At 69.6% G+C, this 19,831-nt stretch carries 22 protein-coding genes and 1 pseudogene; 10 read left to right on the forward strand and 13 right to left on the reverse strand.

Going from position 1 to position 19,831, the window contains the following annotated elements; all coding sequences use genetic code 11:
* The first annotated feature begins 190 nt into the window (after positions 1–190).
* The 3 genes from trhA to ABIA38_RS23585 all read left to right on the forward strand — a co-directional run bounded on the left by trhA (position 191) and on the right by ABIA38_RS23585 (position 3,228).
* On the forward strand, positions 191–856 hold the full coding sequence (trhA, locus tag ABIA38_RS23575) for a PAQR family membrane homeostasis protein TrhA (protein WP_424640763.1): 666 nt from the start codon (positions 191–193) through the stop codon (positions 854–856).
* A gap of 172 nt (positions 857–1,028) precedes the next feature.
* The gene (locus tag ABIA38_RS23580; RefSeq protein WP_424640764.1) at positions 1,029–2,627 is read left to right on the forward strand and encodes an MFS transporter; all 1,599 of its coding nucleotides are present in this window, start codon (positions 1,029–1,031) and stop codon (positions 2,625–2,627) included.
* Positions 2,599–3,228 carry a TetR family transcriptional regulator gene (locus ABIA38_RS23585; RefSeq protein ID WP_424640765.1) on the forward strand — a complete coding sequence of 210 codons (630 nt, stop codon included), beginning with the start codon at positions 2,599–2,601 and terminating at the stop codon, positions 3,226–3,228. The genes ABIA38_RS23580 and ABIA38_RS23585 overlap by 29 nt, the downstream gene beginning before the upstream one ends.
* Before the next feature lie 422 nt (positions 3,229–3,650).
* On the opposite strand, the gene ABIA38_RS23590 is transcribed toward ABIA38_RS23585, so the two are convergent.
* The 5 genes and pseudogenes from ABIA38_RS23590 to mca all read right to left on the reverse strand — a co-directional run bounded on the left by ABIA38_RS23590 (position 3,651) and on the right by mca (position 8,084).
* Entirely contained in the window at positions 3,651–5,714 is a 2,064-nt protein-coding gene (locus tag ABIA38_RS23590) for a thioredoxin domain-containing protein (protein ID WP_424640766.1), read from the reverse strand.
* 85 nt (positions 5,715–5,799) lie between these two features.
* Positions 5,800–6,117 (reverse strand): helix-turn-helix domain-containing protein, encoded by a 318-nt coding sequence (locus ABIA38_RS23595; RefSeq protein ID WP_046507367.1) that lies wholly within the window; start codon positions 6,115–6,117, stop codon positions 5,800–5,802.
* Positions 6,114–6,475, reverse strand: a pseudogene (locus ABIA38_RS23600) (type II toxin-antitoxin system RelE/ParE family toxin). The gene ABIA38_RS23595 and the pseudogene ABIA38_RS23600 overlap by 4 nt, the downstream one beginning before the upstream one ends.
* A 136-nt stretch (positions 6,476–6,611) precedes the next feature.
* Positions 6,612–6,827, reverse strand: a complete 216-nt coding sequence (locus ABIA38_RS23605) for a hypothetical protein (protein ID WP_424640767.1) — start codon at positions 6,825–6,827, stop codon at positions 6,612–6,614.
* Between the two features lie 402 nt (positions 6,828–7,229).
* Positions 7,230–8,084 (reverse strand): mycothiol conjugate amidase Mca, encoded by an 855-nt coding sequence (mca, locus tag ABIA38_RS23610; RefSeq protein WP_424640834.1) that lies wholly within the window; start codon positions 8,082–8,084, stop codon positions 7,230–7,232.
* Positions 8,085–8,263: 179 nt separating this feature from the next.
* Here mca and ABIA38_RS23615 point away from each other — a divergent pair, with 179 nt between their 5' ends.
* Together ABIA38_RS23615 and greA are read left to right on the forward strand one after the other, a co-directional pair.
* Positions 8,264–8,653, forward strand: coding sequence for a DUF4307 domain-containing protein (locus ABIA38_RS23615; protein ID WP_424640768.1), 390 nt, complete (start codon positions 8,264–8,266; stop codon positions 8,651–8,653).
* 269 nt (positions 8,654–8,922) lie between these two features.
* A complete protein-coding gene (greA, locus tag ABIA38_RS23620; protein ID WP_424640769.1) occupies positions 8,923–9,420 on the forward strand; it encodes a transcription elongation factor GreA in 498 nt (165 codons plus the stop codon).
* Positions 9,421–9,504: 84 nt separating this feature from the next.
* Here the strand turns inward: greA and ABIA38_RS23625 are convergent, their stop codons facing one another.
* The 4 genes from ABIA38_RS23625 to ABIA38_RS23640 form a co-directional block, all read right to left on the reverse strand.
* Positions 9,505–10,359, reverse strand: a complete 855-nt coding sequence (locus tag ABIA38_RS23625; protein WP_424640770.1) for an ABC transporter permease — start codon at positions 10,357–10,359, stop codon at positions 9,505–9,507.
* A complete protein-coding gene (locus tag ABIA38_RS23630; protein WP_424640771.1) occupies positions 10,356–11,408 on the reverse strand; it encodes an ATP-binding cassette domain-containing protein in 1,053 nt (350 codons plus the stop codon). Before ABIA38_RS23630 ends, ABIA38_RS23625 begins: the two co-directional genes overlap by 4 nt.
* A 187-nt stretch (positions 11,409–11,595) precedes the next feature.
* A complete protein-coding gene (gene ilvA, locus ABIA38_RS23635; RefSeq protein ID WP_424640772.1) occupies positions 11,596–12,819 on the reverse strand; it encodes a threonine ammonia-lyase in 1,224 nt (407 codons plus the stop codon).
* A 67-nt stretch (positions 12,820–12,886) separates the two neighbouring features.
* Complete coding sequence (locus ABIA38_RS23640) at positions 12,887–13,384, reverse strand: MarR family winged helix-turn-helix transcriptional regulator (protein WP_424640773.1); 498 nt, start codon at positions 13,382–13,384, stop codon at positions 12,887–12,889.
* 358 nt (positions 13,385–13,742) lie between these two features.
* On the opposite strand from ABIA38_RS23640, the gene ABIA38_RS23645 reads away from it, so the two are divergent.
* Genes ABIA38_RS23645 through ABIA38_RS23655 form a run of 3 tightly spaced genes read left to right on the forward strand, consistent with a single transcriptional unit; the run spans position 13,743 to position 15,591 of the window.
* On the forward strand, positions 13,743–14,243 hold the full coding sequence (locus ABIA38_RS23645) for an RNA polymerase subunit sigma-70 (RefSeq protein ID WP_424640774.1): 501 nt from the start codon (positions 13,743–13,745) through the stop codon (positions 14,241–14,243).
* Positions 14,240–14,974, forward strand: a complete 735-nt coding sequence (locus tag ABIA38_RS23650; RefSeq protein ID WP_424640775.1) for a hypothetical protein — start codon at positions 14,240–14,242, stop codon at positions 14,972–14,974. Before ABIA38_RS23645 ends, ABIA38_RS23650 begins: the two co-directional genes overlap by 4 nt.
* Positions 14,953–15,591: a hypothetical protein gene (locus tag ABIA38_RS23655; protein WP_424640776.1), complete on the forward strand. Its 639-nt coding sequence runs from the start codon at positions 14,953–14,955 to the stop codon at positions 15,589–15,591. Before ABIA38_RS23650 ends, ABIA38_RS23655 begins: the two co-directional genes overlap by 22 nt.
* Before the next feature lie 142 nt (positions 15,592–15,733).
* On the opposite strand, the gene ABIA38_RS23660 is transcribed toward ABIA38_RS23655, so the two are convergent.
* The 4 genes from ABIA38_RS23660 to ABIA38_RS23675 form a co-directional block, all read right to left on the reverse strand.
* Positions 15,734–15,961 carry a hypothetical protein gene (locus ABIA38_RS23660; protein WP_424640777.1) on the reverse strand — a complete coding sequence of 76 codons (228 nt, stop codon included), beginning with the start codon at positions 15,959–15,961 and terminating at the stop codon, positions 15,734–15,736.
* Positions 15,958–16,281 (reverse strand): hypothetical protein, encoded by a 324-nt coding sequence (locus tag ABIA38_RS23665; RefSeq protein WP_424640778.1) that lies wholly within the window; start codon positions 16,279–16,281, stop codon positions 15,958–15,960. Before ABIA38_RS23665 ends, ABIA38_RS23660 begins: the two co-directional genes overlap by 4 nt.
* Before the next feature lie 445 nt (positions 16,282–16,726).
* Positions 16,727–17,332 carry a hypothetical protein gene (locus ABIA38_RS23670; protein ID WP_424640779.1) on the reverse strand — a complete coding sequence of 202 codons (606 nt, stop codon included), beginning with the start codon at positions 17,330–17,332 and terminating at the stop codon, positions 16,727–16,729.
* Positions 17,326–17,769, reverse strand: coding sequence for an ATP-binding protein (locus tag ABIA38_RS23675; protein ID WP_424640780.1), 444 nt, complete (start codon positions 17,767–17,769; stop codon positions 17,326–17,328). The genes ABIA38_RS23670 and ABIA38_RS23675 overlap by 7 nt, the downstream gene beginning before the upstream one ends.
* A 185-nt stretch (positions 17,770–17,954) precedes the next feature.
* Between ABIA38_RS23675 and ABIA38_RS23680 the strand changes: the two genes are divergently transcribed.
* Entirely contained in the window at positions 17,955–18,818 is an 864-nt protein-coding gene (locus ABIA38_RS23680) for a helix-turn-helix domain-containing protein (RefSeq protein WP_424640781.1), read from the forward strand.
* Positions 18,818–19,009 (forward strand): DUF397 domain-containing protein, encoded by a 192-nt coding sequence (locus ABIA38_RS23685; RefSeq protein ID WP_424640782.1) that lies wholly within the window; start codon positions 18,818–18,820, stop codon positions 19,007–19,009. The genes ABIA38_RS23680 and ABIA38_RS23685 overlap by 1 nt, the downstream gene beginning before the upstream one ends.
* The last annotated feature ends 822 nt before the right edge of the window (positions 19,010–19,831 follow it).

The raw sequence follows: 19,831 nt of genomic DNA on the forward strand, positions 1-19,831 counted from the left end.
GCGGGGATTTTATCCGGTCGGTCGAACGCAGCACCGCCCGGGACCGGGCCCCACCTGGAAGTTGTGCCCCGTACCGGACCGAAAACCCCAAAGACGTGCGGTTTCGCGCCCCTCCGGGACAAGATCTCCCGTGATGCGTCTCACTTTGTACTTACCAGTAACTTACGTGGGCGTAAGTACACTCGGGCTCATGAGTGTGGACGCGCACGGCTTCAAGGCGCCCTTGTCGCCCATCAAACCCAGGCTGCGCGGATGGATCCACGCGGGGACCTTTCCCCTCGCGGTGGCCGCGGGCATCGTTCTGGTCGCCCTGGCCGGGGACACCAAATCCCGCATCGCGTGCGGGGTGTTCGCGCTGACCGCGGCGATGCTTTTCGGCACCTCCGGGGTCTACCACCGCGGCAACTGGGGGCCGCGCGGCGAGGCGGTGTTGCGCCGGCTCGATCACGCCAACATCTTCTTGATCATCGCGGGCACGTACACCCCGTTGACCATCCTTTTGCTGGGCAAAAGCGACCAAATCCTGCTGTGGGTGGTGTGGATCGGGGCGCTCGCCGGGATCGGTTTTCGGGTGTTCTGGATCGGCGCGCCGCGCTGGCTCTACACCCCGATCTATGTCGCGCTGGGCTGGGCGGCGGTGTTCTATCTGCCCGAGTTCATGCGCCAGGGCGGCGTCGCGGTGGTGGTCCTGGTGATCGTCGGCGGCGTGCTCTACAGCCTCGGCGCGGTGGTCTACGGGATCAAACGGCCCAACCCGTCGCCGCAGTGGTTCGGCTTCCACGAGGTCTTCCACGCCTTCACACTGCTCGCCTTCGCGAGCCACTTCGTCGCCGTCGCGTTGGTCGCACTCGGCTGACCGACCACACTCCTCGGCCCGAAGGCCCGCAGCTCCGTTCGGAGTTGCGGGCCTTCGGGCTTTTCCGGGTTTTCCCCCGAGCTTGGGCTGCTCTTTGCCGAGAATCCTGACGGTCGGTCGATTTTGAGAGTTACTGTCATAAGGCAGAGACACTCAATCGAAGGGGTATGTCATGGACGCGACGAAGCCTGGTCCGGACCGGACGACAAAGGCCGAGGGGCCGCCCGACCCGAGGCGGTGGTGGGCGTTGGGCGCGCTGGTGATCGGGCTGCTCGTGGTCGGCCTGGACACCACGATCATCAACGTGGCGATGCCGACGATGAGCGATCAACTCGGCGCTAGCACGGGCGATCTGCAGTGGATCGCCGACTCGTACATCGTGGTGTTCGCGGCGCTGATGCTCCCGGCCGGACTGATCGGCGACCGCTACGGAAGGCGGCGCTTCCTGCTCGTGGGGCTCGCCATATTCGGCGTCGGCTCGGTGGTCGGCGCGCTGGTCGGCTCGGTCGAGGGGGTGATCGCCGCCCGTGCGCTGATGGGCGTCGGCGGGGCGTTCATCATGCCGCTGTCGTTGTCCATCCTGCCCTCGCTCTTTCCGGCCGCCGAGCGCGGCAAGGCGATCTCGGTCTGGGCCGCGAGCACGGCGCTCGGCATCCCGCTCGGCCCGATCCTGGGCGGGCTGCTGCTCGAGCACTTCTGGTGGGGCTCGGTGTTCCTGATCAACATCCCGATGGTCGCGCTGGCCCTGCTCGTATGCACAGTCCTGCTCCCGGTGTCCCGCTCGGCCGACGCGCCCAAGGTGGACATCGCGGTCACCACCCTGGTCGTCACGGGACTGACCACGCTGATCTTCGCGCTGATCGAGGCGCCCGAGTGGGGCTGGAGCGACGCCCGCGTACTCGCGTTGTTCGGCGCGGCGGGGCTGCTCATCGTGGGCCTGGCGGTGCGCGAGACCAGGGCCCGGCAGCCGATGATCGACTTCCGGCTCTTCCACGACCGCAACTTCCTGTGGGGCACGGTCGCCGCGCTGGTGCCGTCCTTCGCGATGGCCGGCGTGTTGTTCCTGATCCCGCAGCGGTTCCAGAGCGTGGACGGGCACAACGCGCTCGGCACCGGACTGCGGCTGCTGCCGCTGCTGGGCGGGCTGTTCGTGACGGCGCTTTCCGGCGACAGGCTCGTGCCCAGGTTCGGCTACAAGGTGGTCATCCCGAGCGGACTGCTCGTGCTCGGCACGGGGCTGCTGATGGGCGCGGCCGGCTCGGTGCACGACGGATACGGGTGGACGGCCTGCTGGCTGACCGTGACCGGCCTGGGCATCGGCCTGTCGCTGGTGCCCTCGATGGACGCGGTGATGGCCAACCTGGCGCCGGAGCGGGCCGGGATGGGGTCGGCCCTGGTGCAGACGCTGCGCCAGGTGGCGGGCGCGCTCGGGGTGGCGATCCTGGGCAGCGTGCTCGCCTCCGCGTACCTGGACCGGCTCGACACGAGCGGACGGCCCGGTCGGGTCGTGGGCGCCGCGCGCGACTCGATCGGCGGCGCGGCCAAGGTGGCGGGCCACGGCGCGGACCCGGCGCTGCTCGACTCGGCCCGCGAGGCGTTCGTCCACGGGATGAATCTGAGCCTGCTGATCTGCGGCGTCGCTGCGCTGGTGCTCACCGTCGCGGTGGCGACCTTCCTGCCCCGCCGCGCCGGCGGCGACCCGGCGTCTGCGGGCGACCCGACCGTACCGGGAGAATCGGAGCATGACCGCGAAGGAGTCCTCCATCCCTGACCTGCCCGTCGCCCCCGTGGGGCTGCGCGAGCGCAAGAAGATCAAGACCCGTCAGGCGATCCGCCGCGAGGCCTATCGACTCTTTCGCGAGCACGGCTACGAGGCGACCACCGTGGATCAGATCGCCGAGGCCGCGGAGATCTCGCCCAGCACGTTCTTCCGCTACTTCCCGAGCAAGGAGGACGTGGTGCTCACCGACGAGTACGACCCCCTGCTCGTGGAGGTCCTGCGCACCGCGCCCGAGGGCACCAGCCTGATCCGGATCGTGCGCACGGGTGTGATGGACGCGATGCGCAAGATCATCCGGGAGGACCGCGAGGAGATGGCGACCCGGATGACCCTGGTGCTCAATGTGCCGGCGCTGCGTCGACGCACGTACGAACAGCAGTTGGAGTCCTGGACGTTGATCGCGACCGCCTACGCGGCCCGCACCGGCCGCCCGGCGCACGACTTCGAACTCCGGGTGGCCGCGGCCTCGATCAACGCGGCAATGTCCGAGGCACTCCGGACCTGGGCCGAGGGCGGCTGCGTGGCGGACCCGGTGGAGTTGGTCGACCGGGCGCTTGCGCAGCTGGAGACGGGGTTGCGGGAGAGCCCGTGACGATGATGGCGGCGGGGCGCGGGTGCGGCCTTGATGACGGGGCCCGGCGGAGTAGCGGTGGGCAGGCCGGAGCCACGGGCGCGTGTCACCGGGCGTGGGGGGCGTGGTGCGGGGTGCGGGGCGGCCTCCGCGCCCGTTTCGGAGCCGGTCGGGCTTGGGGCGACCGCTCCGGGTCGCGGGCGCGGGCACGGGTTGTGGGCGCGGGCACTCCGCGGGCGCTGGGTACGGGCCGACCCCACGCCCGTTTCGAAACGGGTCAGGCGCAGGCCGACCGCTCCGGGCACGGCCCCGGCCTCGGGCACGGCCTCGGGCACGGGTCGCGGGCGCTGGGTGCGACGCCGGGCCCGACGCCGGGGCAGTCGGGGCAGTCGGGGTGGTCGGGGTGGTCGGGGCGGGGGCAGGTCGGCTGCCCCCGCCCGGCGTCAGGCTCGGGCCACTGCCTTGGCCAATACCTGGTCTGCCAGTTGTTCGGGGTCGGTGACCGGGGCGGCGCAGGTGAAGTGGCGGCATACGTAGGCCGCCGGGCGGCCGTCCACCAGTGGGCGGTCGCGGAGCAGCGGGACCGGGTGTTCGTCGGTCGGGTCGCCCATCGCCACCACCGCGCCGGGGGCGGTGGACATCAACGCGGTCAGGTAGAGCGCCCAGGTCGCGTCCTGGTCGCGCGGCCCGACCACGGCGATCTCGCGCGGGCCGTCCAGCCACGCCTCGGCCACCGCCAGCCCCCAGCCGACCTGGCGCGGCGCCTGCGCGGCCAGCACCCGGACCAGCCCGAGCGCGCGCCCGGCCGCCTCGCGGTGCTCGGCCGAGCCCAGGTGCGCCGCATAACCGAGCAGCGCGCCGGCCGCGCCGGTCCAGCCGGACGGGGTGACCCCGTCGGAGGGGTCCTGCGGCCGACGGAACAGCACCTCGGCGTCGTCGGCGGTGTCGTAGAACGCGCCGTCCTCGGCCACGAAATGCCCGAGCACCACGTCCACGAGCACCCCGGCGAAGGTCAACCACGCGTCGTCCGAGGTGACCGCGTACAACGCCAGGAAACCCTCGGCCACATCCGCGTAGTCCTCCAGGACACCCGCGTTCGGCCCCGGCCGCCCGTCGCGCGAGGTACGCACCAGGCGGTCTCCCAGCTCGTCGTCCTCGTCCCCGCCCAGATGCACCGCGAGCAGCAGATCGGCGGCGGCGAGCGCGGCATCCAGCAGGTCCGGGCGGGAGAACAGCGTGCCCGCCTCGGCCAGCGCCGCGATGGCCAGCCCGTTCCACGCGGCCACCACCTTGTCGTCCCGCCCCGGCCGGGCCCGCGACTCCCGCGCGGCCAGCAACTTCGCCCGTACGTCGGTCAGTCGCTCGATGTCCTCGGGATCGTCGAGCAGTTGCAGCACCGACTTGCCGTGCTCGAACGTGCCCGCCTCGGTCACCGCGAACACCTCGGCCGCCCACGCACCGTCCTCGGCCCCGAGCACCTCGACCAGCTCGGCCGGGGTCCAGGCGTAGTACGCCCCCTCCACCGACCGCCCGTCCGCGTCCAGGCTGTCCGCGTCCAGCGCGGAGGCGAACGCGCCCTCGGGCGTGCCCAGTTCGCGAACCACGAAGTCGGCCGTCTCCAGCGCGATCCGACGCGCGAACTCACTCCCGGTGGCCCGCCACAGGTGGGTGTAGACCCGAATCAGCTGGGCGTTGTCGTACAACATCTTCTCGAAGTGCGGCACCACCCACGCCTCGTCCACCGAGTACCGCGCGAACCCGCCCCCGAGCTGGTCGTAGAGACCACCCCGAGCCATCGCCTCACACGTCTCCTGGGCAAGCTCCAGGGCCTGCTCGGACCCGGTCCGGGCATGGTGGCGCAGCAGAAACTCGAGCACCATCGACGGCGGGAACTTGGGCGCGTGGCCGAAGCCCCCGTGCACGGTGTCGTAGTCACGCGCGAGCAACTCCAACGCGCCGGCCAGGTCCTCGGCGGTCGGCGCCGCACCGTCGACGTGCAACTCACGCGGGGCGGCCAGGGACGTGGCAATCTGCAGACCGGCCCGACGCACCTCGTCGTTGCGGTCGGTCCAGGCCGTCTTGACCGCGTGCATCAGCTGCCGGAACGAGGGCATCCCGTGCCGGGCCTCGTTCGGGTAGTACGTCCCGCAGTGGAACGGCTCGCCATCGGGCGTCGCGAACACGGTCATCGGCCAGCCACCCTGGCCCTGGTTCATCGCGACCGTGGCCTCCATGTAGACCGCGTCCACATCCGGGCGTTCCTCGCGGTCGACCTTGATCGCCACGAAGTTGGCGTTGACGATCGCGGCGGTGGCCTCGTCCTCGAAGGACTCGTGCGCCATCACGTGGCACCAGTGGCACGCGCTGTACCCGACGCTGAGCAGGATCGGCACATCACGGCGACGGGCCTCCGCGAACGCCTCCTCACCCCACGGCCACCAGTCGACGGGGTTGTCAGCGTGTTGCAGAAGGTAGGGCGAGGTGGATCCGGCAAGGCGATTAGGCATGCCACCATCCTTGCGTGCCGACGCCCGCAAGACCCGTCAACCCCACCGCGCGCCGTACGACGCCCGGCTCCGCCACCATGCGCTGTCAGGCGATGGCCGCGATGTCCCCATCGTCGAAATAAATAGCCTGATGCAGACGCCCGCCCAAAGCCACGGCAAATCGGGCGAGGACGTCCTGGCCGGAGATGTGTCCCCGCTCGATTTGCGACACCCGCCCTTTGGTGACGCCCATACGATCGGCCACTTCCTGCTGGGTCAGCCCTCGGGCTCGCCGCAGTTCCGCCAACCTGCGGCCGGTCGTCTCGGCGAGAAGCTCCTCCTTGCCCGCTCGCACGGCCTCTTCGCCGCCGGCGCGGGCAACATGCTCGGCGCGGATGTCCTGCCAGCGCGTGTAGCCGCTCACGATCGTCCTCCTTCGTCTTGGGCTCGTTCCTTCAGGTAGGTCTCATAGCGCTCTTCGGCCAGCGGAATCGCTTGCCGGTACCACTCGTTCCACCGCCCGGCCTTGTCGCCTGCCACCAGCAGAATGCTGCAACGCCACGGGTCGAAGGCAAACAAGATGCGCACCGTACCGGGACGCAGTTCCTTCAGATTCGCCATCGACGAGCCATGAATGGTGTCGACCAACGGCCGCCCGAGTCCCGGGCCCCCTCCGCCCGGGCATCCAGCACCTGCACCACCCGGGCGTGTGCCAGGTCATCGAGGCCTTCGATCCAGTCGCGCACCTCGTCGACCAGGAGGATCTCCCACTCGCTGTCCATGCAGCCGAGTATAGCTAAGACTATACTTTTCTCGGGGAGCAGAACACCAACGCGGCACCGCACACGCACGTGTGGAGCCGCGTTACAAAGGCGGGCGCGGAGATCGCGTCGCGCGCCGGCCGATCGGGTTCGGCGATCAGGCCACGGGCGCGCCGTTGTCTTCCGTGCGCTGCACCGGCTTCGCCTCGGCCGGCTTGCCGTCCTGCTCGAAGTCGACCCGCTTGAGCTGGCGGTTCATGGACTTCAACAGGAACCAGGTGGCCACCGCGATCCCGGCCACCACCACGAACCCGAGCAGCCCGGGCGTGACCTTGCTCTCCTCGACCGCGAGCTGAACCGCGAGCGATGTCATGACGACCTACCTCCTGGATCGGAATCCGTTGCGGTCAAGAGTGACATCCGATCCGCGAAAGGTATGCACCGAGGCCCCTCTCCACGAGGCTCGACACGGCACTGGGGAGGCGCTGGCGAAGCGCTGGGGAGGCGACAGACGCCGGTGGCCGAGCGAAGTCCACCCCGGCCGGCGCTCGAAGACAGGCAGCTTGCCAAGCCCCGCACGCCAAGCCACCAGCACCGAGCCGAGCAAAATCCAGCCCGGCCGGCGTTTGAGGCCAAGTAGCCCGTCCGGCGCTTGAGGACGGCGTCGGCCGCCAGGCCGCGCCCGCCAACCCGGCGCAGGCCGACAACGCGCAGGCCGACAACGCGCCGGCCGAGCCGATCCAGCCCGGCCGGCCGGCGCATGAGGCCAAACCCCCTACCGGCGCACGCCGACCCGCACGCCCGCGAACAGGTCGTCCTCCGGCAGATCGGTGTCCACCAGCGACCGCACCAGCTCGTAGTCCTCCGTGGGCCACACCTCACGTTGTACGGCCAGCGGCACCTTGAACCAGAACCCGTCCGGATCCACCTGCGTCGCATGCGCGATCAGCGCGCGGTCCCGCGTCTCGAACCAGTCGGCGCACGGGACGCGTGTGGTGATGCTCCGCTCCTCGCGGTCGCCCCAGCGCTCCAGCCATTCGCCGTACGGCGACTCCAACTCGCGAGCCAGCATGCCCTCGTGCAATGCCTCGATGCGCGACCGCGAGATGCCCTGGTTGTAGTACAACTTCAGCGGCTGCCACGGCTCGCCCGCGCCCGGATACGCGTCCGGGTCACCCGCCGCGTCGAACGCGACCATGGTGATCTTGTGCGTCTGGATGTGGTCCGGGTGCGGATAGCCGCCGTTCTCGTCGTACGTGGTGATCACGTGCGGGCGGAATTCCCGGATCAGCCGCACCAGCGGCTCGGCCGCCTTGTCCACGTCCAGCACCGCGAAGCAGCCGTCCGGCAGCGGCGGCAGCGGATCGCCCTCGGGCAGCCCCGAGTCCTCCCAGCCCAGCCACGCCTGTTGCACGCCGAGAATCTCGCGCGCCGCGTCCATCTCCTTGCGGCGCACCTCGTGGATGTTCGCCTCGATCTCCGGGTCGCCCTGGAGAGCGGGGTTGAGCACCGAGCCGCGTTCGCCGCCGGTGCAGGTCGCCACGAGGACCTCGGCCCCCTCGGCGACATAGCGCGCCATGGTGGCCGCGCCCTTGCTCGACTCGTCGTCGGGGTGCGCGTGCACCGCCATCAGCCTCAGCCGATCGTCACTCACCGGAACGTCGCTCCTCTTTCGTGCCCCGTGTCCCAGCCGCCGGGTCGGACCGCCGGGACCTGTCGAAGGCCGCTCTTGCACCGGACATATAGTGGCCGATAGATCTCGCCCGGACGCAAACCCGGGCGCTCCCGCAGGAGACCCCAGGAGACCCGGTGAGCGCAACGCCCGTCACCCGTTACGGCAAGGGCGCCACCCGAAGCGATCGCAAGAAGCTGCAGATCGCGTTCGCCGTCTTCATGGTCGTGCTCGTGGCCGGGACGGTGTGGATCGGCCTCCATGGGGCGAACCCCGGCGTGCGCGGGTCTATTCCGAGCTTTCGGGTCACCTCGGATTCCTCGGTGGAGGCCGAGGTCGAGATCCACAAGGACGCCGACAAGGAGGCCGTCTGCGTGTTGCGTTCGCGCGACAAGGACGGCTCCGAGGTGGGCCGCCGCGAACTGCGGTTCGCCAAGGGCGACAAGCACATCGACCGGACCGAGACGCTCCAGACGGCGGGCAAACCGAACACCGCCGAACTGGAGGACTGCCACTCCGTCGGTTGACCGACGGGGCCGGTGCGCCGGTCCGTTCGGTGTCCCGCGTCACCCGGGTGCGCGTGACTGCCCGAGACGTCGGGAGATTGTTACTCTCGAAGCTTCGTCCCCTCACGACCCGAGGTGTTCACACCGCGGACGGTGAGGGGGCGCTGGTATATGTGACCCCCCGTACCGTCCGATCCCCGAGCGGCGGCCGGCGGGATCGCGTGTACCCCTTTCGTACGCAGTACGCACCGTGTACGCAACCCCTGTCGCAGACCTACGAGGAGCACCCCGTGACCCAGACCAGCGAAAGCGTCACCTGGCTCACCCAGGAGGCGTACGACCGGCTCAAGGCCGAGCTGGAACACCTGTCGGGTCCCGCCCGTGCCGAAATCGCCGTGAAGATCGAAGAGGCCCGCCAGGAAGGCGACCTCAAGGAGAACGCGGGCTACCACGCGGCCAAGGAGGAGCAGGGCAAGCAGGAGCTGCGGATTCGCCAGCTCATCGGCCTGCTCCAGAACGCCAAGGTGGGCGAGGCCCCCGCGGACGACGGCGTGGTCGAGCCCGGCATGGTCGTGACCGTCGTCTTCAACGGCGACCAGGACGACCCGACCACCTTCCTGCTCGGTTCGCGCGAGGACGCCGTGACCGACATCGAGGTCTACTCGCCGCAGTCCCCGCTGGGCAAGGCGATCAACGGCAAGATGGTCGGCCACCAGGCCACCTTCGCGCTGCCCAATGGCAAGAGCACCAGTGTCGAGGTCGTGAACGCCAAGCCCTACAAGGGCTGAGCCCCGACGCGACCCGGCCCGGCTCCCCGTGTGGGGGCCGGGCCGCTCGCATGTGCGGTGGTGTTTTTCGGGTGGCGGGTGCGGTCAGGAGACCGCGGAGCGGTACTTGCGCACCGCCCAGGTCCGGAAGACCACGATGATCAGCAGCGACCACAGCAGCGAGGCGAGCACCGGATGTTGCATCGGCCACGCGTTCGACACCTCGTCGGCGCCGGGCGTGCCGAACAACTTGCGGGCCGCCTGCACGGTCGCGCTGAACGGGTTCCAGTAGGCGATGTGCTGGAGGAACGAGGGCAGCGTGGTCGGCGGCGCGAACGCGATGGACAGGAACGACAGCGGGAAGAGCCAGATCAGCCCGCCCGAGGTGGCCGCCTCCGGGCTGCGTACGGACAAGCCGATCAGCGCGCCGATCCAGGAGAACGCGTAGCCCAGGAGCAGCAGCAGCGCGAGCCCGGCGAGCCCCTTGAGCACTCCGTCGTGCATCCGCCAGCCGACGATCAGCGCGCAGATCACCATGACCACCATGGTCAGCGCGGTCTGCACGGCGTCGGCGATGGTGCGCCCGGTGAGCACCGCGCCGCGCGACATCGGCAGCGAGCGGAACCGGTCCATCAGGCCCTTGTGCATGTCCTCGGCGATGCCCGCGCCGGCGCCGGCCGTGGCGAAGGTGACAGTCTGCGCGAAGATGCCCGCCATCACGTAGTCGCGATACGCGGTCTTGTCCTCGACGCCGGGGATGCCGATCGCGCCGCCGAAGACGTACGCGAACATCAGCACGAACATCACCGGCTGGATCATCCCGAAGATGATCATCTCCGGGATGCGCATCATCCGGATCAGGTTGCGCCGGGTGATCACGATCGAGTCGCGCACCGACTGGGCCAGGCCGCTGCGGGCCACGGGCGCGCCGATCGGGGGTTTGCTCAGGACGGCCGTCACTTCTTCACCGCCTTGCCGCGGCCCCGCTTGGCGCCGTCGCTCTTCGAGTCTTCGTGGTCGTTGTCCTCGTCGGCGTCGGCGTCGGCGTTGTCGCCGGTGCCGATCTCGGTCTCCGCGGCGTGCCCGGTGAGTGCGATGAACACGTCGTCCAGGGTGGGCCGGCGCAGCCCGATGTCGTCGATCTCGATGCCGCGCGAGTCCAGTTCGCGGATGATCTCGGCAAGCAGCTTGGCCCCGCCGGTGACCGGGACGGTGATCCGGCGCTGGAGCTTGACCACGCCCAACTCGCCCTTGCCGAACCCGGTGAGCAACTCGCTCGCGTCGGCCAGTCGTTCCTCGTCGTGCACGACCACCTCGACCCGCTCGCCGCCGACCCTGGCCTTGAGCTGATCGGCGGTGCCGCGCGCGATCACCTTGCCGTGGTCGACCACCGCGATGTCGTGCGCGAGGTGGTCGGCCTCCTCCAGATACTGCGTGGTCAGCAGCAATGTGGTGCCACCCGCGACCAGTTCCTCGATCACCCGCCACAGCGCCATCCGGTTGCGCGGGTCCAGGCCGGTGGTCGGCTCGTCCATGAACATCACCGGCGGGCTGACCACGAGCGCCGCCGCCAGGTCGAGCCGGCGGCGCATGCCACCCGAGTAGGTCTTGGCGGGCCGGTCGCCCGCGTCGGCCAGGTCGAACTGGACGAGCAGTTCGTCGGCCCGCCGCTTGGCGTCGCGGCCGCTGAGCTGGTACAGCTCGCCGACCATCCGGAGATTCTCCCGGCCCGTCAGGTATTCGTCCACGGCGGCGAACTGGCCGGACAGGCCGATCGAGCGGCGGACCGCGTTGGGGTTCTTGAGCACGTCGTGACCGGCCACCACGGCTCGCCCGGAGTCGGGCTTGAGCAGCGTGGTCAGTACGCGCACACATGTCGTCTTGCCTGCGCCGTTCGGTCCGAGCAGGCCCAGGACGGTGCCGGTGGGCACACTCACGTCCACGCCGTCGAGCGCTCGGACCGAGCCGAAGGTCTTGACGAGACCTTCGGCGACGATCGCTTCCTGCATGTCGGTGGATCACTCCTCGTGCGGGTGGGGCAGGGGGGACGGGCCGATCGATTCGGATCTCTCCACCATGCGCCAGAACACGCCGGGCGAGCGACCGCTTTTCACCGCGTGGGCGGGCATGGCTGTACAACGAGCCAAGCACACGGCACCGACACCGGGGCGCGGGCGGGCCCCGGCGGCGCCGTGCTCAGCTCTTGCTGACCGTGTACCCCGCGCCGTACAGCGCCTCGACCACCGCCGCGCAGTGGCTGCGGCCCTTGGTCTCCAACTGCAGGTCCACGTCCGCCTCGCCGACCCGCAGCGTCGCGTCGGTGCGTACGTGCGACACCGCGGCGATGTTGGCGTCGGTCTCGGCGAGTCGGCCGAGCAGCGTGGCCAGGGCGCCGGGGCTGTCCGGGATCCGGACCCGCAGGGAGAGATAGCGACCGGCCGAGGCCAGGCCGTGCCGCAACACCCGCAACATCAGCAGCGGATCGACGTTTCCGCCGGAGAGCACCGCCACCACCGGGCCCTCGATCGGCTCGCCGACCTCGAGCAGCGCCGCCACCGACGCGGCACCGGCCGGTTCGACGACCAGCTTGGCCCGCTCCATGCACAACAACAACGCCTGGGACAACGACTCCTCGCCGACCGTACGGATCCCGTCGGCCTGCTCGCGGATCAGCGCGAACGGGACCTCGCCCGGCCGACCGACCGCGATCCCGTCGGCCATCGTGCCGAACGAGGGCAACGACACCGGCGCGCCGGCGGCGAGCGAGGGCGGGTAGGCGGCGGCGGACGCGGCCTGTACGCCGATGACCTTGACGTCGGGGCGAAGTGCCTTGACCGCGACGGAGATTCCGGCCAGCAGACCACCGCCGCCGGTGCCCACCAGGATGGTCTTGACCTCCGGGCACTGCTCCAGGATCTCCAGGCCCACGGTGCCCTGGCCGGCCACCACGTCGCGGTGGTCGAACGGGTGGATGAACACCGCGCCGGTCTCGTCGGCGTAGGCGCGTGCGGCGGCCAGCGCGTGTTCGACGTTGTCCCCGCCGAGGATCACCTCGGCGCCGTACGAGCGGGTCGCGGCCACCTTGGGCAGCGGCGCGCCGGCCGGCATGAACACCGTGGACGCCACGCCCAGGGTGCGGGCCGCGAGCGCGACACCCTGCGCGTGGTTCCCGGCGCTGGCCGCGACCACGCCGCGGGCCCGCTCGGCCTCGGACAGGCCCGCGATCCGCACGTAGGCGCCGCGGATCTTGAACGACCCGGTGCGCTGGAGGTTCTCGCACTTGAGGTACACGGGGGTGCCGACCCGGTCGGTCAGCGCCCGACATGGCCGCATCGGCGTCTCGCGGACGACACTTTCCAGCATCTTTCGGGCGATGCGGATGTCGTGCAGGGTCACCGTGGCCGAGGCAGGGCTGCTCATATGCCGAGTGTCGCACCAACCGTGGATGGGGCCGTGGATGGGCCCGTGGGTGGGCCCGCTCACCGGCTCAGGAGCCGGCCGGGTTGCGGCTTTGCCGGCGCTCCATCGACGCGTTGAACCGGGTGAGCAGTTCGGTGAATCGCTCGCGGTCGTCCGGGCTCCAGCCCGCGCAGATCTCCGCCATCAGACGCTGCCGGGCGTGCCGGACCTGGTGCAGGCGATCCCGGCCCTCGGCGGAGAGTTCGAGGAGGACGGCGCGGCCGTCGTCGGGATTGGGCACCCGGTCCACCAGGCCCTGTTCGACCAGCGGGGTGACCTGGCGGGTGACCGTGGAGGAGTCGATCGACATGGCCTGCGCGAGCGCCTTGACGCCCATCGGCCCGCCCGCCTCCAGCCGGCCGAGCAGCAGGTAGGCGGCGCGGTCCATGGAGTTGCGCAGTTCGCCGACGGCGCCGAGCCGGGTCTGCTCGGCGCGCCGCGCGAACAGCGCGACCTCGTGCTGCAACCGGTCGTAGAGCGGGTCGGCAGAGCCGGTGGGGTCGTCTGGGGCCTGATCCGGTGTCATCTCGCCGCTCGCTCGTCGATCCGATGTGGTGCAGAGAGGATATTGCGCGGACCGGGATCACCGGGCCTCGACCGGGCGATTCCACTCCGCAGGGGGTGTGGGGGGTTCTCCTTGGTGTCTACGGGGGTTTGCCATCGGGTCGGTTCGGGGTGGGTCGCGTCGGGGTGGGGTGGGGCGCGGGTGGCCCACGGCTCGGGTAGGTATCGCAGTCGGAGTAGGTATCCAGGTCGGGGTAGGTATCCAGGTCGGGTCGGGATCGGTAGGGGGCGATGTGTCGCGACCCGCGACTACCCGAACGGGTGTGGGGCAGCTTTCCGGGAGAGCGGCGACGACACCCGGCCGACCTGCGGGAGGCACCGTGCACAAGCGCGACAGTCGCGAATTCGACCTCTTCGTCCACACGATGGGCAGCCGACTCCTGCACGCCGCCGACCTGCTCACCGGCGATCGCCGGCGGGCCGAACGCCGGGTGGAACGGGCGCTCGCGCATACGTGTCTGACCTGGAACCGGTTACCGGACCAGGACCCGGTCCGGACCGCCTGGCGTGCGCTGCTGGCGGGCTATCTGGACCCGTGGCGACCGGGACCGCGGGGGTATCGAGGCCAACTCCGGGAGGCGGGCGAGCCGTTCGTGACGCTGGACCGTCTTGGCCGGGTGGAACGGGCCGCGGTGGTGCTGCGGTGGTACGCCCGCCTGGACGAGTACGACGCGGCCGAGGCGATCGGGCTGCCGATCGAAACGGTGGCGGGGGCTTGGCGGCGGGGGATGGCGGAGGTTCGCCGGAGCGGCGGCGGGGGCTTGGGTGGCAGCGGCACGGATGGTGGCGGCATGCGTGACGGCGCGGGGTCGGGGCGATGAGCGTCACCGTGCGGCCAGCGGGTTCGGGCTCGGGTTCGGGCTCGGGTTCGGGCTCGGGTTCGGGTTCGGAAGAGGTGCCCGAGGCGCCGGTGTTCCCGTATCGGCCGGTGCCGGCGGACCTGGCGCGGCGGGCGCGCCGACGGGCCTATCGACGGCGGTTGCGGCGGCTGATCGGGTCGGGCGTACTGGCCGGCGCGGCGATCGGTGGGCTGTTGCTGGCCACGCCGGGACACGGCAGCGGACGTGGGCGGCTGCCGGCGCCGCCGGACCCCGCGCCGCTGTGGCCGATCGAGGACGAGCAACCACCCGAGCTGCGTACCGACGTCGGGTTCGGCGGTTCGGTGTGGATCGCGGACGCGAGCCCGGAACACGGCTCGTCCTGGTGCCTCGGCGGCGCAGCGGCCGACCCGACCGTGGCCACGTGCCGCTTCCTGCCGACCCCGGGCCGCCTGGACACGGTGGCCCTCGCCCCCGGCGTATACGCCCCCACCGGCCAACAGTTGGTGGTGGCGATCCTGATCGGACAAAGCCTCCCGGCGCCAGCCGTACGCGGCGAACTCCGCGACCCGAAAGGCGCCCAACAAATGCGCCTCGATCGCCCCTCGGGCCTCCCCGGCGTGGCCTACCTGTGGACCTTCACCACCGGCGGCCCCCCGATCTCGATCACCATCTACGACGAAGACGGCAACCTGGTCACCGCCTGCGCCGGTTGCACGGCAACGATGCACTGACCACGTGGACGGCGGCGGACATCAAGGACGCAACGCGCGCTGCCGATGCCCAGGCCATGAACTTCCGCAACTCCCGTACGCTCACCCGCTCCCTCCCCCGCATCCGCATTCGCATCCGTACCGTCGCGATCGGCGTCGTCGTACTGTCGGCCCTCGGTCTCACCGTCGGCATCGCCGACGCCGAACGCACGCCTCGTCCCGGCGCGCCGGAACCCGCACTGACCGGCTCGGCGAAGCTGTTCCGCAAGACCGGCGACGACATCCGCTTCACCTTCGACGCACACGGACTGGCCGACCAGGCGCACGGCACGTTCCGCTTCGAGCATCATTCCGCGACCCTGAACGTCACGGCCGAGGGCCGGATCGACTGCCTGCTGTCCGGTGGTTCCGTCGCCGTCGCGACGGGCATCATCACCAGCGCCGAACCAGCCCAACTGGTCGGCAAACGCGTCGGGTTCACCGTCCACGACAACGGCACGCACGACCGCCTCGGCTACAGCTGGGCGGCGGGCGGCGACCCGGCAACAATGACCGTCGAAAAGTGCCTCAGCTCCGCCCCGATCGAGACGGTCGAGAGCGGCAACCTCGTGGTCGCCCATTGGGAGCCGGACCTGTGACCGGCTGACGACGAACCAAGACACCGGGCCGGAATTCGTCAGGCGATGTCGACAGCAAAGCCGCCGAGGGTGGCCTGCACCGGCTCGGAGACCCCCGGCAGGCGCGCCGGCACAGGCGGCACCGGGAGTCTCCGTGGATGGGTCAATCGGCGACCGCAGTCACGGGCTCGACCTGGGCCAGCGGAAACGAGGCACGTCGTCCGTCACGCATCTCCACCGTAACCCTGCCCCTGCGTACGTCCACGTCGACGACGCGCCCCGAGCCGAGGCGTTTCCCACTCAGGCGGAACGTGCGCACGAAGTCGCGGCGCCCGAAAGGGAATTCGACGGCGCGCGAAGCCACGTCCATCGAGGAGGGGGCCGAGGTCATGCCTCCTCCTCGGGGTGGAACGGCGGTTCGGCCCAGGCAGCCACAGGTCCGGCCGGCAGGTCGCGTTCCAGATCGGCGACCAGCGCGAACCACGCGGGGCCGGTGCGCGGTTGCACGGTCGCGAGGGTGCCGTTCGTGACGGCCCACATCTCCATGACGTCCCCTGGCGGCCGACAAGCCGAGTCGTCCATCCCCACGTACCGCACCCGCCGATACAAAAACGGCGGAGGCAACCGCACCACCACCAACATCGGCAACCGGCACGTGAATTCGACGCCGTCCATGCCCCGGAGGTACACGCTGCCCCCGTTCACATCCATGAGCGCCCCCTCCCGCCCGGTCCGATCGTCCCGACACCAGGCGTCCCGATAGCGCTCGACAAACGCGGCGGCCCGATTGACCTGCGCATCGGTCACCCACCCGGCAACCCGCCGCGTCGTATCGATGGAGGACCGACCCACGGCGGACCGATCGAGGCAAACCATCACGTCCGAAGCCCCGACGGCCGTCCAGGTCCCCGACGCACCCGCCGACTTGCCCCCGCCGACCCTCGCGTCCGGAATCGGCAGTCGCACCCGCCGATCCGGCACGCGCTCAAGGCCGGAAGCCAAGACCGGACCGATTTCCATCCCGGCAGAATCATCTGTCATCGTTGAGCTGTGTCCTTTCTGGTCTGAAGGTGGCACGCAGGGGGTGGGGCCAGCTGTCCAGGTCGCCCCCACCCCCTACGCCCATCCCCGAAACGGCTGCGGAGCACGCCGGCGATCAACGTGCCGGCCATTCACCGGTGTTGGGCGGGATCGCCCCGGGCTCGGCCATCCGGCACCCGAAACCGAGGGACGATACGGGCCATCGCCATGTTGCGTGCACGTCCGTAACGTTCAGCCGCGGGAAAAGCGACTCGACATGATCGGCCCATGAGGAACCGAAAAAGCTTACGTCGCACTCCCGTTGCTCCGCAGCGGTGTAGTGCGCGGCCCCCCACGAGGGGGCAAGCCTGTCCACCAGGGCGAGGCCCGCGCCGTAGCGAGCAAGCAACGTGCCCGCACCACGGTTGTGGTACGTGCCGCCGGACGTAGAGATCGGGCACGCGCACTGGTTCTCGACGGACACCTGCGCCACCAGTTCACGGAGGTTGCGGGATACGCCGACCATGGCCCAAACGCCGTCACCCACACCGTGAGCAATGCCGTTGGTCAAGAAAACGTCGAGGACGCGAACCACGTCGCCCCGGGTGGCCTCGCCTACGCCGTCCACGGCGGCGAGGACCGTTTCGGCCTCGCTTACGAACGCGGTGGCGGCGCCCCGGTCGCGCTCCACCCATGCGGCCCGCCCACGGGTGCGATATACCTCGATGGCCTCGGTCAACATGCCACACCCCTTGCTTCGTACGGGATTTCGCACCACACCGTTTTGCCGACAGGGGTGGGCCGAACGCCCCACGTGCCAAGCAACGCCACCAGGGCAAGGCCCCGGCCCGACTCGTCATCCGCGCTCGTTGGGCACATGGTCGGCACACCGGGAAGCTCGTCGGTCACCTCGACGACGACGCTCGCGGACGTCCATCGCAAGCAAACGTCGATGAGAGATGCCGGACGCACGGACCGTCCCGAAGCAGCGTTCGCGAAGGCGTGCACCGCGTTGGTAACCAGCTCTGTGACGGCCAACTCGATGGAGTAGGCCGCATCGGAGTCGGGCGCGACGAAGCCCGCGCTTTCAATCTCACGTCGCGCTTGGTGTCGTGCGTTCGGCACGGAGGTTTTCAGGGGCGCGCATGCCCAATGGGCCGGCGCACGCGTAACTGACACAAGCTGTCGCCTCCCACGATCACAGAATGATCATGACGGGCCACGCAATGTGGCCACTCCTGCGACCGTAGCGCGACGGTGTGGCAAGGTGCAATACGAACAGCTAAACGGGCAAAGGCCGCTCCGGCGCTACCGATACGGTGAGCATCGCGAGACACTGTGAGCAGCCAAGGGAGGGGCCCGCGATGCCTGCCAACGCGTCGCCAACCGTTCGCGCACGCACACTCGGCCGCGAGCTGAGGAAGGCGCGCGAAACGGCCGGATGGAGTCTTGACCAGGCTGCGCAAGCACTGGGCGTCAACAAAGCCACCATCAGCAGAGTCGAGCTTGGGCGAACGGGCGTCCGACAACGGGACGTTCGCGCCCTCCTGATGGACTACGGCGTAACCGACGAACAGTCCATCGAGGCCCTGGTCATGCTGTCGCGCCACGGGCGCACTCAGGGATGGTGGCGCAAGCACGGAGAAGTGACCGAAGCCTACGGTGACTACCTCGGCCTCGAGCAGCAATCCCATGAAATCCGAACGTTCGAAGCGTTCTACATTCCCGGGTTGTTGCAAACGTCCGACTACAGTCGGGCCGTTTTGGCCGCGTCAGTGCTGGCCACGACGGACGAGCGAGCGACGGAGCTTACTCGCGTCCGCGAGGAACGGCAAAGACTCTTGTTCGCCAAGACCAGCACGGTGACCCTGTCGTGCGTCATGTCCGAAGCCGCAATCAGGACACCCGTAGGCGGCTCCGCCGTAATGCATGAGCAGCTCGGCAGGCTTCTTGAGCTGCACGAGCGACCGCAAATAAAGATTCAAGTCTTGCCGTTCGAGCGGGGCGCTCACGCGGGAATGACCGGGGCGTTCGTGATCTTTTCGTTCCCCGCGATCGAAGAAGTCGATATCGTCTACACCGAAAACCTTCCCGGGGCAGTATTCTTCGAGCAACAGGAAGATGCCCGGAAGTATCGACGGGCATTTGAAAGCTTGAGTGCCGATGCCCTGTCTCCGAAAGAGTCCATCGAAATTATCGCCGATGCGATGAGAGGAATGGCTAACTAATGCCTAGTGCTGTCGTTATTACAGGCTCATGGCGCAAATCGTCGTTCTCGGGCGACGAGAATTGCGTCACCGTGGCGCCGTCGATCCAAGGTGCGGCAGTGATTGACAGTAAGCACGGGGAGTCCGACGTGCTGGCCTTCACGTCGAAGGCGTGGACCGGCCTCGTTCAAGCTGTCGGCCTGTTGCACTAAACGCAAGCGCGCGGAGCCACTACCGCCCCCGCGCGGATACATCGCGAACCCTGCCCGACCAGCCGAGCGCATCCGCGAGGCCGGGGGTGATCCCGCGTATGCAAATCACGAGCCTCCGCCCGACAGGAGCGCGTGACCGCCGCTGCAGCGCCCCGTCAACCATCGGCCGATGGGGCGTTGTGCCGTCCGAGCGATCTGCGAACTGCCATAGGCACACGGGGCGTTCGCCATGCCGGCGATGACCTCGGGACGCGGTGCGTGGCCAAGATCCTTATCGGCCCTTTCGCACTGCGGGTTCACGCTTCCGGGTCGTGAGCCTGCGGTTCATCGGTGCCGTCGCTCACGTGGGCGTACCTCCTTTGCCGACCGGTCCGAGTCGAGCCCGCCCCGTACATTAAGTGTGCGCTCCATCACGCACCGGGTTCAATGCTTGAGTGCGGTCGCCCGGCCGACCAACTTCAGCCCGGAGGCCAAGGTGACCGGTGAAACCGATGCCCTGCGCCTGGCTCTCGCCGAGCGGGTCGGCAAAAAGGGCTTGGCCGTCGATCCGGCCTGGCGCGCGGCGGTTGAGGGCGTTCCGCGTGAATGTTTCCTGGGCGGTGCCGTGTTCCGGGCGAGCGGAAGTCGCTGGGAGCCCGTTCGGCGGGCGGTGGTGGGCGAGGAGGCGTGGCTGCGGCTGGTCTACTCGGATGAGACGTGGGTGACCCAGGTGGATGGCGTGCATGTCGCCGATGCCGAGGGAGCGATGGTCGGCAATCCCACATCCTCGTCCACACTGCCGTCGTTGGTGATGCGGATGCTGGACGTGGCCGGCATTCGGGA

Source organism: Embleya sp. AB8 (genome assembly GCF_049739465.1).
Classification (GTDB): domain Bacteria; phylum Actinomycetota; class Actinomycetes; order Streptomycetales; family Streptomycetaceae; genus Embleya.